The sequence below is a fragment of the Massilia putida genome (genome assembly GCF_001941825.1).
GTDB lineage: Bacteria > Pseudomonadota > Gammaproteobacteria > Burkholderiales > Burkholderiaceae_D > Telluria > Telluria putida.
The window spans coordinates 6,243,233-6,258,564 of record NZ_CP019038.1; the positions used below are offsets into that span (position 1 = coordinate 6,243,233).

14 protein-coding genes are annotated in these 15,332 nt (G+C 66.6%); 2 read left to right on the forward strand and 12 right to left on the reverse strand.

Annotated elements, in window-relative coordinates; all coding sequences use genetic code 11:
• Positions 1 to 71 precede the first annotated feature (71 nt).
• Together BVG12_RS30055 and BVG12_RS30060 are read left to right on the forward strand one after the other, a co-directional pair.
• Positions 72 to 1,199: a polysaccharide biosynthesis/export family protein gene (locus BVG12_RS30055; RefSeq protein WP_075795605.1), complete on the forward strand. Its 1,128-nt coding sequence runs from the start codon at positions 72 to 74 to the stop codon at positions 1,197 to 1,199.
• A 57-nt stretch (positions 1,200 to 1,256) separates the two neighbouring features.
• A complete protein-coding gene (locus BVG12_RS30060) occupies positions 1,257 to 3,545 on the forward strand; it encodes a polysaccharide biosynthesis tyrosine autokinase (protein WP_075795606.1) in 2,289 nt (762 codons plus the stop codon).
• Between the two features lie 25 nt (positions 3,546 to 3,570).
• Here BVG12_RS30060 and BVG12_RS30065 read toward each other — a convergent pair whose 3' ends face one another.
• The 12 genes from BVG12_RS30065 to BVG12_RS30120 form a co-directional block, all read right to left on the reverse strand.
• The gene (locus BVG12_RS30065) at positions 3,571 to 4,728 is read right to left on the reverse strand and encodes an acyltransferase family protein (protein WP_156895770.1); all 1,158 of its coding nucleotides are present in this window, start codon (positions 4,726 to 4,728) and stop codon (positions 3,571 to 3,573) included.
• A gap of 99 nt (positions 4,729 to 4,827) precedes the next feature.
• Entirely contained in the window at positions 4,828 to 5,430 is a 603-nt protein-coding gene (locus BVG12_RS30070; RefSeq protein WP_075795608.1) for a phosphatase PAP2 family protein, read from the reverse strand.
• Between the two features lie 16 nt (positions 5,431 to 5,446).
• Positions 5,447 to 6,037: a sugar transferase gene (locus tag BVG12_RS30075; RefSeq protein ID WP_075795609.1), complete on the reverse strand. Its 591-nt coding sequence runs from the start codon at positions 6,035 to 6,037 to the stop codon at positions 5,447 to 5,449.
• Positions 6,034 to 7,212: a DegT/DnrJ/EryC1/StrS family aminotransferase gene (locus BVG12_RS30080; RefSeq protein ID WP_075795610.1), complete on the reverse strand. Its 1,179-nt coding sequence runs from the start codon at positions 7,210 to 7,212 to the stop codon at positions 6,034 to 6,036. Before BVG12_RS30080 ends, BVG12_RS30075 begins: the two co-directional genes overlap by 4 nt.
• Positions 7,205 to 8,452: a glycosyltransferase family 4 protein gene (locus BVG12_RS30085; protein ID WP_075795611.1), complete on the reverse strand. Its 1,248-nt coding sequence runs from the start codon at positions 8,450 to 8,452 to the stop codon at positions 7,205 to 7,207. The genes BVG12_RS30080 and BVG12_RS30085 overlap by 8 nt, the downstream gene beginning before the upstream one ends.
• Positions 8,449 to 9,234: a polysaccharide deacetylase family protein gene (locus BVG12_RS30090; RefSeq protein ID WP_075795612.1), complete on the reverse strand. Its 786-nt coding sequence runs from the start codon at positions 9,232 to 9,234 to the stop codon at positions 8,449 to 8,451. Before BVG12_RS30090 ends, BVG12_RS30085 begins: the two co-directional genes overlap by 4 nt.
• Positions 9,231 to 9,923: a hypothetical protein gene (locus tag BVG12_RS30095; protein WP_075795613.1), complete on the reverse strand. Its 693-nt coding sequence runs from the start codon at positions 9,921 to 9,923 to the stop codon at positions 9,231 to 9,233. The genes BVG12_RS30090 and BVG12_RS30095 overlap by 4 nt, the downstream gene beginning before the upstream one ends.
• Before the next feature lie 64 nt (positions 9,924 to 9,987).
• Positions 9,988 to 11,151 (reverse strand): glycosyltransferase family 4 protein, encoded by a 1,164-nt coding sequence (locus tag BVG12_RS30100; RefSeq protein WP_075795614.1) that lies wholly within the window; start codon positions 11,149 to 11,151, stop codon positions 9,988 to 9,990.
• Positions 11,057 to 12,328, reverse strand: coding sequence for a hypothetical protein (locus BVG12_RS30105; RefSeq protein WP_075795615.1), 1,272 nt, complete (start codon positions 12,326 to 12,328; stop codon positions 11,057 to 11,059). The genes BVG12_RS30100 and BVG12_RS30105 overlap by 95 nt, the downstream gene beginning before the upstream one ends.
• 10 nt (positions 12,329 to 12,338) lie before the next feature.
• Positions 12,339 to 13,556 (reverse strand): lipopolysaccharide biosynthesis protein, encoded by a 1,218-nt coding sequence (locus BVG12_RS30110; protein WP_229503753.1) that lies wholly within the window; start codon positions 13,554 to 13,556, stop codon positions 12,339 to 12,341.
• 23 nt (positions 13,557 to 13,579) lie between these two features.
• Positions 13,580 to 14,710, reverse strand: a complete 1,131-nt coding sequence (locus BVG12_RS30115; protein WP_075795617.1) for a DegT/DnrJ/EryC1/StrS family aminotransferase — start codon at positions 14,708 to 14,710, stop codon at positions 13,580 to 13,582.
• Between the two features lie 16 nt (positions 14,711 to 14,726).
• Positions 14,727 to 15,332: an acyltransferase gene (locus BVG12_RS30120; RefSeq protein ID WP_075795618.1), complete on the reverse strand. Its 606-nt coding sequence runs from the start codon at positions 15,330 to 15,332 to the stop codon at positions 14,727 to 14,729.

Genomic DNA, 15,332 nt, shown 5'->3' on the forward strand with positions numbered 1-15,332 from the left:
GTCCTGACGGTTGAGCGGCTTACCCTGACTCTGTTTGCCAGAGGTTGGCAGCACATTTCGACAGGCAACACATGAATACTTCCCCTACGCAATTTCTAAGACTGGCCCTGCCATGGCTGCTCGCCGGCCTGCTCGCAGGCTGCGCGCCGACCATCCACTTCCGCTCGCAGGATCATGCGGAGTCGGACGAGCCCGCGCCGCCCACGGAGATGATCACCGAACACCTGATCGCCGCGGAACGCCAGCAGCACCAGGTGCGGGCCAACGAAGACCTCGACCGTCTGCTGGTGCCGAATCCGCCGCCGTATGCGATCGGCAGCGGCGACATCCTGGCCATCGTCGTGTGGGATCATCCCGAGCTGACCGGCGGCCTCGTCACGGCGGCCAATGCCGATCCCGCCGTCACCGCCGCCGCGGCCGCGAACGCGAATGCCGCGCCTCAGGGCTTCGTCGTCGACCACCAGGGCCGCATCCAGTTTCCGCTGGCGGGCATGCTGACCGTCGAAGGCCTCACCGAGGAACAGGCGCGCGCCCTGCTGACGACGCGCCTCGCGAAATACCTCGCCAATCCGAACGTGACCTTGCGCGTGCAGGCCTACCGCAGCAAGCGCGTGTATATCGACGGCGAGGTCAAGTCGCCCGGCCTGCAAGCCATCAACGACATTCCGATGACGCTGGTCGAAGCCATCAACCGCGCCGGCGGGCTGCTCCCCACGGCGGACCAGAGCCGCATCGAGCTGGAACGCGGCAAGACGCATTACGCGATCAACCTGCGCGACCTGGTCCAGAAGAACATCAACCCTGGACTGGTGATGCTCGCGCCGGGCGACGTGGTGCGCGTCCACTCGCGCGACGAAAGCAAGGTGTTCGTCTCGGGCGAGGTCGTCACGCCCAAGGCGCTGACCATGCACGACGGCCGGCTGACCCTCAACGAAGCGCTGGGGGAAAGCGGCGGCATCAGCCCCCTGAGCGGCGACGCGCGCCAGGTCTACGTGGTACGCAAGACGCCGCAGCGTACGCGCGTGTTCCAGCTCGACGCGCGCGTGGCCGGTTCCCTCGCGATGGCCGAAGCCTTCGAACTTCAGCCCAAGGACATCGTGTACGTGGCCGCGACGCCGCTCGCGAACTGGAACCGCAACCTGAGCCTCCTGTTCCCGGGCGCGCTGACGTCGGCGGTGAGCGCCGCCAACCGGCCTTGAACCGCATCGTCCGCGCCCTCCCGCAACGCCCGTCCAAGCCGATCTACGGAGCACCCCATGAGCACCACTGGTGAGTCGCACGCCCTGTCGCACGTCATGTCCCGCCCACCCATCATCGGCGTGCCGTTCGATCCACGCGCTGTCGACGGGCCGCGCGAGGAGCCCACATTCGATCTCAAGGGCTACCTGAACACGCTGTACGACAGCCGCTGGCTGATCGGCGGCATCACGGCCTTCATCACCCTCGTGGCGGTGCTGTATGCGCTCGTCGCCAAGCCCGTGTTCGAGGCCAACCTGATGATCCACGTCGAGGAGGAGAGCCCGAACGCATCGAAGAACATCCTCTCCGAAGCGTCGTCGCTGTTCGAAACCAAGAAGGCGGCCATCGCCGAGATGGAGCTGCTGAGGTCGCGCATGGTGGTGTCGCGTGCGGTCGACAACCTGCAGCTGTATATCGACGTGCAACCCAGATACTTCCCCATCGCCGGCTTCTGGTTCGCCAACCAGAACGGCAACGCGCTGTCGACGCCGGGCCTGTTCGGCTATGGCGGCTATGTGTGGGGCAGCGAACGGGCCGAGGTGTCGCTGTTCGAAGTGCCGGAAGCCTGGCTGGGGCGCGAGTTCACGCTGACGGCGCTCGGCCAGGACCGTTACCGCTTCTCCGGCGGCGGCCAGCGCATCGTGTTCGAAGGCGAAGTGGGGCTGCGCTACCGCGTGCCGACGCCGGAAGGACTGATCGAGCTGAAGGTCGACCGTCTGTCCGCGAATCCGGGTGGCCGCTTCCGCCTGCGCCGCATGTCGCGCTTCGCCATGATCGAGGCGATTCAGAACGCGCTCGTCATCACCGAGCAGGGCAAGCAGTCGGGCATCATCGAAGTCAAGCTGCAGGGCGAGAACGCGCGCCGCACCTATGCCGTGCTGAGCGAGATCGGGCGCGAATACATGCGGCAGAACCTTGCACGCAAGACCGAGGAAGCGGAAAAGTCGCTGGCTTTCCTTAATCAGCAATTGCCGATCCTGAAGCGCCAGCTGGAGCAGGCGGAAGACCGCTACAACCAGTTCCGCAACGCGCACAGCACGGTCGACCTGCAGGAGGAAGCGCGCATGAGCCTGGGCCAGGCGGCGGCGGCGCGGGCGCGGCGCATGGACCTCATCCAGAAGAAGACGGAGCTGCTGGCCCGCTTCACGGAAGACCACCCGATCGTCGCCGCGATCAATCGCCAGCTCAAGGAAGTCGACACGGAGATCGAGCAGGTCAACACCCGCATCAAGGACCTGCCCGTGCTCGAACAAGATGAAACGCGCCTGACGCGCGACATCAAGGTCAACACCGATCTCTATACGGCCCTGTCGAACACGGCGCAGCAGCTGCGACTGATCTCCGTCGGACGGGTCAGCAACGTGCGCATGGTCGACGCGCCGATCGCGCCGGAAAAGCCGATCAAGCCGAACCGGCCGCTGATCGTGGCGCTGGCCGTCGTCACGGGCCTGTTCCTCGGCACCTTGATCGCGTTTACGCGCAAAGCCATGATGGGCGGAATCGACGATCCGCAAGCCATCGAGCGGCTGCTGCGCGCGCGGGTCGTTTATGCGACGATCCCGCACAGCAATAATCAGGACAAGCTGATGCGCAAGGCGAGAAGCGACGGCGGCATGTTGCCGCTGCTGGCTCAGATCATCCCCGAGGATGCCGCCATCGAAAGCCTGCGCAGCTTCCGCGCCGCGCTGTTGTTTTCCATGCCTCACTTCCGCAACAATATCGTGATGTTCGCCGGACCTACGCGCGCCCTCGGCAAGTCGTTCGTGTCCGTGAATTTCGCGGCCGTGATGGCGGCCAGCGGCAAGCGCGTACTGCTGATCGACTCGGACCTGCGCAATGGCCAGCTCCACCGCTATTTCGGCATCAGCCGCGAGCGGGGCCTGTCGCGCGCCATCCTGGGCCAGTCGTCGATCGACGAGGTCATCCACCACGACGTCGTCGAAAACCTCGACTTCATCCCGACGGGGGAACTGCCGCCGAATCGCTCCGAATTCCTGCTTCACCTGAACGTCGGCGGCCTGCTGCAACAGGTCGCGGCCCGCTACGATCTGGTGCTGCTCGATCCGCCGCCGCTGCTCGACGTGGCCGATGCGCTGATCATCGGCGCCCATGCGGGTGCCGTCTTCATCCTTGCCCGCTCGGGACGCACGAACGAATCCGAGATCAACGAATCGATCAAGCGCCTGAACCACGCTGGGATCTCGCCCCAGGGCGTGCTGTTCAACGATATGGCGCCCCGCCTTGGCGCTTACGGGGCCTATACCAAATTTACGGCCGCAGGGCAGATTGGTTTCTCTGCCGGATGAGTGGAAACGCTGCGGCCGTCGGTCGTCATTTCATCGAAGACGATGCCATCGATGCACGCCGTGGGCGGGGCTGCAAGGCATTCTTGACTGCACGCCGCACGCGAAACGTATGCGATTCGAACAGCAGGTATGACAGCCATGCCGCAGCCAGCACGACCACCAGCATGCCCGCATACACGGCGTAATCCAGCGGCGCATGGGGCGAGAGGCGATCGCGCCCGAACGTTTGCAGGCCGATATACCGTAGCAGCTTGATGATGGGAATGTGCGTCACGTACAGCGTGAACGAAAACTCGGACAGTGTGTGCGCGATCCGAGCGACGATACGCATCCGGGATGACCGCATGGCGAGCGGCGCCTGCATCGACGCCAGGACGGCCAGCAAGGGCAGGCTGTACATGAGATCTTGCACGAACGATTCGACGTTGAGGTCGTTATTGCTGCCGCGCAGGCGGAAGTAGATCGAACAGGTGGCTGCCAAGGCGATCAGCACCACGCGTGCGCCGCCGCCGCAATCGATACGGATGCGCGAAAACGCCGCGCCGAGCAACCAGAGTGCGCAATACAGTGTGATCGACCACGGCAGCGAAGCACCCAGCACCAGGAGCAGAGCTGCGGCACCGGCCTGGCACACCCGGTTCCGGCTCGTGAACATGATCAGCAGCAGCGGAAACTGGATGTAGTACCAGGTCTCGTTGGCCAGGCTCCACAACGCGTAATTGCCTCCAAAGTTTTCCACGACAACGGTTTGCAGACCGACCAGATTGCCGATGAACGCGGTGGTCGAGTATTCGTTGACGGTCGACACATCGGCGCGGGCGGGATCGATGGCCTCCGTCACGACGCCGACGAGCAGCATCAGGCACAAGGCGGGGACAAGGACCGTCCACAAGCGGGTGAGGCGGTCGATCGCATAGGCCAGCCATGGCGAGGCGTCGTCCGCTGTGGCGCAGGTCGATGCGCTCGCGCGATCCAGCTTGTTCAGCAGGCTGCCGCCGACGAGCCACCCGCTGATCAGGAAAAAGACGACGACCGCCTGGTGCGCGAAGCCGGTGGTGAAGGCCAGCGCCTGGTAGTAGATCGGGGGACTGGCGATGTCGCGCAGGCCCGGGAACATTTCGGCGCGCAAGTGCGCCGCCACGACCTGCAGCGCCGCCAGGCCCCGCATCAGTGAAATGAGCACGGAGCAGCCGCTGGTACTGTCGAGCTGACTCTGTCGCTGCCATTGGATTGAAGGAAAAATGTGCCTGACATGGATATCTCCTGTTTAAAGTTCCGGGCACTAGCTACAGATGTCCCAGGGGTAGGGGTAGGGATTGCCGGACAGGGCCAGCGCGAGCCGGATCATCCAGTAGCCGACGGACACGGCGTGGAGCGCCCAGGCCGTCGTACCAAAGGCGAGGACGGCGCAGGCGATGGCGCGGCCCGTCGGGGGCGCGGGTGCGTCGCCCGTCAGGTGGGCCGAGCACAGGAAGGCGGCCATTCCGATGATCCAGCCGGCGATCGCTTCGGCCGGCGTGTGTTCGCCGGCGCGGACGAGGGCCGCGGCGACCGCCACGCCGAGGCCCAGCGCCAGCAGCGCCGCACCGAGGCGCGCCTGCGGCGCGCAGCGTTGCGACAGCAGCCAGCACAGCGTCGGAAAGGCGGCCGTGAACCCGGCGGCGTGCCCGCTGATGGCCTTGTAGCCCAGGGCCGGCAAGCCTGTCGCCCAGCCGAGGAAAGCGACCTTGGTCGCGGCGACGAGGGCCAGCGCGAGGCCGAACACGAGCGTCCAGCCGAGGGCGGCGCGCCAGGCCCGCGCCGCCAGCAGCCAGGCGGCAATCGCGCTGCCGGCGGGAAGCGTGAGGGACAAGTCGCCCAGGTGGAACAGCTTGGTCCAGAGCATGGCGGCACCGGGCTCGTTACTTGAGGATCGCGGCGAGCGTCCGGAAGATGATGCGCAGGTCGAGCCAGAACGAGCGCTCGCGCACATAGCGCTGGTAATACTCGAGCTTGACGGGCAGGATCGTCTCGACATAGGCCCGCTCGGGATCCTGGGCGCGTCCGAGGATGTCGTTCTCGTCCTTGTACAGAATCGCCGCCAGGTCGGTGATGCCCGGCGCCACCGACAGGACGGTCTGGCGCACCGTGGGCGGATAGCGGTCGACGTAGCGCGGCACTTCCGGACGCGGTCCGACGAGGCTCATCGTGCCCTCCAGGACGTTCAGCAGCTGGGGCAGTTCGTCCAGCTTCGTCCGGCGCAGGAAGCGGCCGGCGCGGGTGATGCGCGGGTCCCGGCCGACCGTCAGCTGGCGGCCGTCGTCGGGACGGTCGGCCATGGTGCGGAATTTATAGATGTCGAAGTGGCGGCCGAAGCGTCCGACGCGGCGCTGGCGGAACAACGCCGGCCCGGGCGAGTCGAGCCGGATCCACAGCGCGATCGCGAGCAGCGCCGGCGCCAGAAGGATCAGGCCGCTCGCGGCCGCCACCACGTCGAACACGCGCTTGCTCATGCCAGCAGCTCTGCCAGGCACCCGATGACGCGGTCCTGGTCGGCGTCGCTCATCTTCGTGTACAGCGGGAGCGTGAGCATGTCCCGATAGCATGCTTCGGCCACCGGAAAGCGGGCGGGCGACAGGTCGTACGTGTCGCGCCAGAACGGCTGGCGATGCAGCGGAATGAAGTGCACGCTGGTGCCGATGCCGCGCCGGGCGAGCTCGACGATCAGCTCATCGCGCCCGAACCGCGCTTCCGGCGCCAAGCGGATCACGTACAAATGCCAGGCGTGCGTGCTGTCGCCGTCCGGGAGGGCGGGCAGCCGCAGCGGCAGGCCGGCGAGACCGTCGTGGTAGCGCTGTGCCAGATGCGCCCGGCGCACGGCGAAGCGGTCGATCTTGCGCAGTTGCTGGATGCCGATGGCCGAGGCGATGTCCGTCAGGTTGTACTTGAAGCCGGCGGCCACGACTTCGTAATACCAGGCCGGCTTGTGCGACACGTAACGGTCGAACGCGTCCTGGCTGATACCGTGCAGGCGCATGACGCGCACACGCTGCGCGAGGTCGGGGTCGCGCGTGACGACCATGCCGCCTTCGCCCGTCGTCATCGTCTTGTTGGCATAAAAGCTGAACACGGTGATGTCGCTGTCCAGCGTGCCGATCAGCCGGCCCCGGTAGCGGGTCGGGAACGCGTGGGCGGCGTCTTCCACGACGCGCAGCCCGTGGCGCCGGGCCAGGGCCAGCAGGGCGTCCATGTCGCAGGCCAGGCCGGCATAGTGGACGGGGACGATGGCGCGCGTGCGCGGCGTGAGCGCCGCTTCGACGGCGTCCACGGACAGCGTCATCCGGTCCGGCTCGACGTCGACAAACACCGGCCGCGCCCCCAGGTAGCGCACGACCTCCGCCGTGGCGGTGAACGTGAGCGTGGGCACGATGACGTCGTCGCCGGGGCCGACGCCCAGGCTTTCGAGCGCGAGGTGCAGGCCCGCGGTGGCGGAGTTCACGGCGATCGCTTGCAGGCCGCCGCCCAGGTAGGCAGTGAAATCGTGTTCGAACTGGCGCGTGGTTGGACCGGTCGTGACCCAGCCGGAACGCAGGCAGGCGACGACGGCCTCGATCTCCGCCTCGTCGATGTCGGGCAGGGCGAACGGCAGAAACGGTGCGGCAGTGGCTTGGGTCAGGTCTTCAGGCATGGCGATTGTCTCCAGCGAGTGCGGTCAGGAAGCGTTGTCCGAGGACGGGATACGTGTGGTTCGCCAGCGCATGGGCGCGCCCGCGCCGGCCGAGCGCGTCGCGCGTGGGCGCGTCCAGCGCCTGCATGGCGAGCACGGCGTCGGCGATGGCCTGGGGATCGTCGGGGGCGACCGTTAGGCCGCAGCCGGCTTCCATGACTGGATCGTTGCCGGCCTCGACGGCATGGACGATGGGGCGGCCGGCCATCATGTAGTCGATCAGCTTGTTCGGCGAGATGCCGAAGCGGTACAACGCCTGACGACGCCAGCCGATGTACGCGACGTCGAAGCGTTGCAGCAGGGCCGGCACCTGGGATTTCGCGACCGGGTCGAAGAAATGCACATTGTCCAGGTCCAGCTCGGCGGCGCGCCGTTCCAGCGCGGGCTTGTCGGGACCGGACCCGACCAGCACGAAGTCGACAGGGTGGCCGCGCAGGCGGCGCGCCGCGTCGAGCAGCGTGCCGAGCGCATTCGCTATGCCGTGCGTGCCGGCATAGCCGACGACGAACCGGCCCTGCTGGCGCAAGCCGTCGAGGACGACGTCGAGCCGGCCGGGCAGCGCCGCCGCATGACCTTGCCATTCGTCCGGATCGACGCCGTTCGGCACGAGGTGCAGCTTGTGCGGCGCCATGCCGTGCGCTTCCAGGTGGGGCCGCACCTTGGGAAGGATCGAGACGATGGCGTCGGCGCGGCGGCAGGCGAAGTCCTCCGCGGCCTGCAGCAGCATGATGAACGGATGGCGGGGCGAATAGCCGCCCAGTTCCATCGGCGACAGCGGCCACAGGTCGTGCACTTCGTACAGCAGGCGGGCGCCGGCGCGGCGCGCGATCCGGGCGGCTGGCCAGATGTCGAGCGGATAGGTGCTGGACGCGATCACCGCGTCCGGCCTGACCGTCCGCGCCAGCTGCTCGCCCACCGCGTGCAGGCGCCACAGGAACACCGCCATATTGCGCACCCGCGCCGCGCCGTTGCCGCGATACGGCGGTGCCGCCAGCCATACGTAGTCGATGCCGTCGATGGTCTCTTCCATCCGCGCGCGCCGGCCCATCTGCGGCGCTTGCGTGCGTACGTGCGAGGCCGAGGCGGCGACGATGGTCACCTTGTGCCCCGCGCGCACCCATTCCCGCGCGAGGTAGTAGGGACGGTATTCCATCCCGTGGCGCACCGATCCGGCGTAATGGTTGATCAGGAGGATATTCATGTGTGCCACACCACTTCCTCGGCCAGGCGCACCATGTTGCAGCGGGTGCTCTCGAGCCAGTTGGTTTCCCATTGCACGGGATGGGTGAGAAAACAGACGCGCTCGTAGCGGCCGAGCGCGTCGAACGGCGACAGCGGGTAGTAATAGACCGGGTACGGGCGGTCGCTGATGTAGACGTCGAAATGGCGCAGCAGGTCGGCGTCGTAGGACTCGCATTCGATGCCGCAGCGCCGGCGCAGTTCGGCATCGCTCAGCAGCTCGTGGTTGATCACTTTCAGGCGGCGGTTGGCGAAGTCGCCGTGGCTGGCGACCGTCGTCATCGGCGTGCCCAGATGCTCGGCGATACGCGTGAAATTGCGCACGAACAGTTCGCGGATTTCGGGGAAGCGGGCCCGTACCTCGTCGCCGCGGCGCAGGCGGTGGCGCTTGGCATACGTCGCGACTTCCTCGTAGTGGTAGCTTGCCTCGCTGCCGGCCGCCTCGATGTCGCGCATGAAGCCGTAGTCCAGCGTACTGAGGCGAAAATAATAGCTGGCCTTGACGCCATGCTTCGTTTCGAGGGCGAACATCTTGCGCGCCGTGCGCAGGTCGCTGTCGATGTCGTGGCGGTGCACGAGGACTTTTGTCGGCGGTGCCGTTTCCTCGCGAACCGCACGGTGGAAATCGCGCACGGACAGCTGCCGGTAGCCGCATTGACGGGCCTGGACCAGGATCGCTTCGTACTCGGGCAGGCGCGATGGCATCAGGTAGTCCGAGTAGACACGGTTGAGGAGCGTCTTCATTGCAGCTTGTACTTCACGCGATAGGGTTCGAAGCCGAGGATGCGCTTGAAGTGCTGCAGCCCGGACTGCGCGCCGAAGAAGGTGTCGTACATGACGTAACGCACGCGCTGCCGTTCGATGAGACGCGCGATGATGTCGACGATAAGCAGGTGCATGATGCCGTCGTTGTTGCGCAGGCCGATCAGTTGCGAGAACGCGCTGAAATTGCCGTAACACCCGACGTTCGCGTAGGCGACCAGCCGACCTTCGTCGTTCAGGACGCCGTAATAGTCGAAATGGGGCTGGCGCTCGTAGCGCATGACCTTGTCGAGGTACTTGGCGTCCATCGGCCGTCCCTGGCGCATGTCGAGCGACGTGTTGATCGCGTGGATGGCGTCGATGTGATCGTTGCGGTCGATCTCCTTGCAGACATAACCGCGCGCCCTGGCCCGCTTCGCATGCCAGGCGCCCTTGTTCCTGCCCTGGATGGCGTCGAAGTAGGCCGCGGCGGCGGGGTAGCGGGCGAGGTCGATCAGCGCGGCGCCGATCGTCTTGTTGCCGATGAGCTTGTAGCGCGGATGCGGTTTCGTGTAATAGCGATAGGTGGCCGGGACGTCGTCCGGTTCGATCCGGGCGTCGAAGCACAGATCCGCTCGCGGGAGGGCGAGGATCTGGCGCAGCGTGTCGAAATGATGCAGCAGGGTCGTCATGGTACGTGGGCTCGGCGTTCTCGGTCGTTGGTAAGTGGGCGGTTGCAGTGGCGGTCACCGGCGCCTATGGAATGCCGGCATGCAGGCCGTCTCCGTGGCGCACGTGGCAACTGGTTGCGCCGCCCGGCAGGACGGCGTCGTAGAATGCGGCGAGCTTGTCGGCCTCGCTGCCCCAGTTGTAGCGGGTATGGATGGCGCGGCGTCCGTTCTCGCCCATGCGCCGCGCGATGTGCGGATGGCGGCAGAAGTGGTCGATCGCGGCGGCGATCGCGGCGGGATTGCCCGGATCGACGCAGACGCCGCACTGGTTGCCTTCGACGATGTCTTGCCACAGCGGAAAGCGCGAGGCGATCACGGGCAGGCCCGCAGCCATGTACTCGAACATCTTGACGGGCAGAGCGTCGAGGTAGTTGACGACCGGGTGCAACGTCACGAGCCCGGCCATCGCGCGCCGCATGACCTGCTGCACGCCGGTGCGGTCGAGATGGCCGTGCGCCTGCACCCGGGCCCAGCCCGGAAAGCGTGCGACTTCGCACGCCAGCGCCGGCTCGGAAAACGTGCCGACGAGGGCGAGGCGCGCCGGCGAGTGCAGCAGCTCGCACGCGCGCACCAGTTCGCGGATGCCGCGGATCGCCGAGATGCTGCCGACGTAGCAGACTTCCTGCGCCTTGCGGTCCCAGTCGGCCGCGCCGGCGAACTCCTGCAGCAGCGGATAGTTGTTGATGTCGACCGTGTGCGGATGCAGCCGCCCCAGCCGCTCCCGGATGAACGGCGTGGCCGCGATCAGGCCGTCGAACCGGCGGCACGCGTAGTCTTCGTAGAGGCGGAAGGCGCGGGACAGCGTCTGCCGCGACACCTTGCCGAGATAGGGCTTGGCGAGCAGCTGCGTCGGCACGTCTTCGTGGGAATCGAAGATCACCCGTTTGCCGTTGCGCTTGAGGCGCAGGCCGGCCGGCAGCAGCTCGGGATCGTGCAGCTGGTAGACATCCGCGTCGAGCCGCAGCGCCGCGCGCAGTACGCGCCGCGTGGTCCGCAGGATCCGGTCGATGCGGCCAGTGGGCCGGCCGACGTCGACGATGCGGATGCCGTCGATGTTTTCGTCGCCCCGGCCGTCGGCCACCACCAGCGTGACGTCATGCCCCCGTTCGTTCAGGCTGCGGCACTGCTTGATGAAGATCCGGGTATCGTAGCGCGGATGGGCTGAGGTCAGGTGGACGATATTTGCCATGTTTTCTCTCGTACCGGTATTGCACGTAAGCGCCGAGCGTGGCTCCGATCAGCATGTCGGTGAAGTAGTGGGAAGAAATCAGAAGCAGGACGGTGACGCAGGCCAGTGCGAACCCGTGGATGAATTCCGGGCGGCGCCGGCCGGCAAAATACTCCTTGAAGAACATGGGCACGGCCGGCAGCGCCGTGATCGCCAGGAGATAGACGAAACCGAACAGGCCCAGGTCGACCCAGGCCGAGAGCACGTTGTGCGAGTAATAGCCGAGGGTATAACTGGCGTAGTCGCCCAGCAGCGGGTGTGCGGCGATGGTGTGCTTGGCGTACACCGTCAGGTGGTGCCGCTTGTTGGCCGACGTCGATTGCGACAGGTCGAGCAGTTCGAGGATGCGGTTGTCGGGCAGCGCGGCGATGATCTCGTCCATGTGCGCGGAGACCAGCAATGTGGCGAGCACGGCCACGCCCAGGAACACGAGCTTGTGGCGCGAGAAATAAAATTCGATGATTGGGATCGCGAACAGCAGCGCGGCGAATTCGCTGCGTGCCGTGTTGACGAACAGCGTGGCGGCGCCGCTCGCGTACAGAACGAGGCGCAGCGGCAGCGAGCGCGTGTAAGCCAGGACGGGCAAAATCGTCATCAGATAGGAACGCGAGAAGCCCTGGTAGGTGGCGAGCGAGTCGGCGTCCTTGGCGATGCCGAGCGCGCCCAGGAAGAACACGCCATTGACGGAGAACGTGAATACGATCGCGCTCATGGCCGCGAGGCTGGCCAGACCCATCAGGCGGAACTGCCAGTGGTCGAAGTCGATGAGCGCGAACAGGAAGAACGTGTTCACCATGAACAGGATCCCCGCCAGGTGGTGGGCGACGACGGCCGTGTTGGCGCCGGCGGCCGCGTTCACGATGACGACCGCGATGAAGTAGGCGTTGAACAGGCCGTAGTGCATGTCGATCGGCGACAGGCGGCATGGATCGCGGCGCAGTCGTCTGAAATAGACCACGGCCAGCGGTACCATATAGACCAGCGACACGGGCGAGAAATAGCCGCCCAGGAAAGCCCCCGTCGTGCCCGTGCCCAACAGGGTGTGGTAATAGAAAAAGCCTGGGAACAACAGGAAGAACGCGGAATTCAGCAGCAGCTGTTCGCGTGCGGAAGTGGCGGCGCTGTAGGTCGTCTTCATGGTCACGTCTTCATGCCGCGGCCAGGCCGTTCTGCGAGATCTGCCACGACATGTGCAGGTACACGAGATAGAGGACCGAATAGCCGATCGCGTACCACAACACGTTGTCGTGCAGCGACCCGGGGATCAGGAAGGCGCCCAAGGTCGTGAAGAACAGCGCGATCTGCCAGATCAGGTCGACCTGTTGCTTGCCCGTGACGAAAAACACGTAGCTGAGCGGGCTCGCGATGAAATTCAGGAAGCACAGCGGCGCGAGGATCTGCGCCAGCTCGCCGGCGGCACGCCAGGATGGCCCGAACACGTGGTCGAACAGCTCGGGCGAGAACAGCAGCAGCACGAGTGCCGGTCCCGCGCCGAGCATCGACAGGGCCTTGAACGTGTAACGGTAGGCGTGGCTGCAATGGCCGAGCGTTTGGAACTCGTGCACGGATTCGCGCTTGAACACTTCAAGCACGGAGGCGGCCAGCAGCGACACCGGCGCGGCCAGCACGCGCTGGGTAAGGGCGTACAGGCCCGCCGCCACGGCGCCGTGACGCATGCCGATCAGGAACAGGGGCATCTGACCGACGAGCGCATTGAGCAGGTTGGACGGCAGCGAAAACCGCCAGAATTTCTGATGCCGGTGCAGGTAGGCGTGCGCGGCACGGTCCAGGTGCAGCGCCAGGTGCGGGCGCGGCGGATGCAGCAACAGCGTCGCAGCAAGCAGGCCGGCCGCGAGGCCGATCAACTGGCCCATCAACAGACCGGCTTCGCCGGCGCCCGCGGCCAGCAGGAGCAGCTGCGTGAGCGCGATGGTGCCGGCCCCCCAGACCTTGGCGCGCGCGGCTTTACCAAAGGCTTTGTGCGATGTCGCGTAGGCCAGCGTCGTCTGGGTGTAGGCCGTGAGCCAGGTACCGGCGCCGACGAGCAGCAGCGCCAACCACGACTGGTCGCTCAGCGCGGGCAGTCCGAGCGCATGGGCCAGCAGCGCGCACAGCGAAACGAGAAGGGCCGTTGTGCTGGCGGAATAGAACACGACGGAAAAGCAGACTCGCTGCTGTTCCGGCTCGTGGTCGAGGATCATGGCGGTCTCGAGACGCAGGGTAGCGGCAATGGCGGACACGGCGACGACGCCGAGCCACACCGAAAACGCCCCCATCTCGCTGGGCGTGCACATGCGCGTGATCAGCGGCGCGGCCAGCAAGGGCAGGGCCTGGGCGCCGAGTGCGCCGCCCAGGACCGTTGCCACATGTCTCCAAAAGCCGGGCAGACTCATACGGGCACGGCTACCGTTGCGGAAGGCGAAGCCATCGGCGTACCGACGGCTTCCAGCAGCGCCGCGCACACCCGCCGGATGTCTTCGTCCGGCAGGTAAGGTCCCATCGGCAGACTCATGACCCGATCCGCGAGGGCGCGCGCCACGGGGCAGGTCGCGCCACCGCTCAGGTGCGCATACGCCGGCTGCATGTGGATCGGCACCGGATAGTGCACCGCCGTCGGGATGCCGGCGTCCTGCAGGGCGCGCTGGACATCGTTGCGCCGGTCGACCAGAACCGTGTACTGGGCGAATGCGCTGGACCGGTCGGTGCCGCGGGCGACGAGGTCGACCTTGCCTGCCAACAGCGCGTCGTACGTGGCCGCCGCGCGCCGGCGCTGTGCGAGTTCCCAGTCGAACAGGCCGAGCTTGGCCAGCACGACGGCGCATTGCAGCGTGTCCATACGGCCGCCGACGCCGACGCGGGTGTGGACGTAGCGCCGGCTCTGGCCGTGCACGCGGATTTCACGCATGGCGCGCGCCAGGTCGTCGTCGTTCGTGAACAGCGCGCCGCCGTCGCCATAGCAGCCGAGCGGCTTGCTGGGGAAGAAGCTCGTGCAGCCTATCGTCGACAGGTTGCAGCTCTTGCGGCCGCGGTAGTCGGCGCCGAAGCTCTGGGCCGCATCCTCGATCACGGCCAGGCCGTGGCGCGCCGCGATCGCATTGATCTCGTCCATGTCGGCCGGCTGGCCGTACAGCGAGACGGGCATGATGGCGCGCGTGCGTGCACTGATGCTTGCCTCGACGAGGGCCGGATCGAGGTTGCCGGTGCGGGCATCCACGTCCACGAACACGGGGACGGCACCGAGCAGCACGATCGTTTCGGCCGTGGCGATGAACGTGAACGGCGTCGTGACGATTTCGTCGCCCGGCCGGATACCGAGCGCCATCATGGCGATCAGCAACGCCTCGGTGCCCGAGGCCACCGTGACGCAGTGGCGCGCGCCGGTGTAGGCGGCCAGGCGTTCCTCGAGCTCGGCGACTTCCGGACCCATGATGTATTGGCCGTGGTCGAGCACGGCCTGGATGCGCCGGTTGATCAGGTCGCGCGACGCCTGGTACTGGGATTTGAGATCGATGAATTCCATGGTGGTCTGCGAAGAATCACGGTTGTTGGGACGCCGGGCGCAGGGTGCAGGTCCCGTCGCGCAGCAGGTAGACGTCGCCGGTGTGGGGACAGGCCGCCTCGCCGGTGCCGGACAGCGGCAGCGGCAGGCGTTCGCCGAAGCGGCTGATCCAGCCGATCTGGCGCGCCGGCACGCCGGCCATGAGGGCGAAGTCGGGCACGTCGCGCTTGACGACGGCGCCCGCGCCCACGAAGGCGTAGCGGCCGACCGTCACGCCGCAGACGATGGTGGCGTTGGCGCCGATGCTCGCGCCGCGCCTCACCACGGTGCGACGGTACTGGTCCTTGCGAACGATGCCGGCGCGCGGGTTGTAGACGTTCGTGAACACCATGCTGGGGCCGCAGAACACCTCGTCCTCGAGCGTGACGGCGTCGTACACGGACACGTTGTTCTGGATCTTGACCCCGTTTCCGATCACGACGTCGTTGCCGACGAAGACGTTCTGTCCGAGCGAGCAGTCGTCCCCGATGCGGGCTCCGCCGCAGACGTGGCTGAAGTGCCACACGCGCGTGCCCGGCCCGAGCACGGCGCCCGGGTCGACGATGGCGCTGGGGTGGACGGCCTGAGATTCGGTCAATCGCAT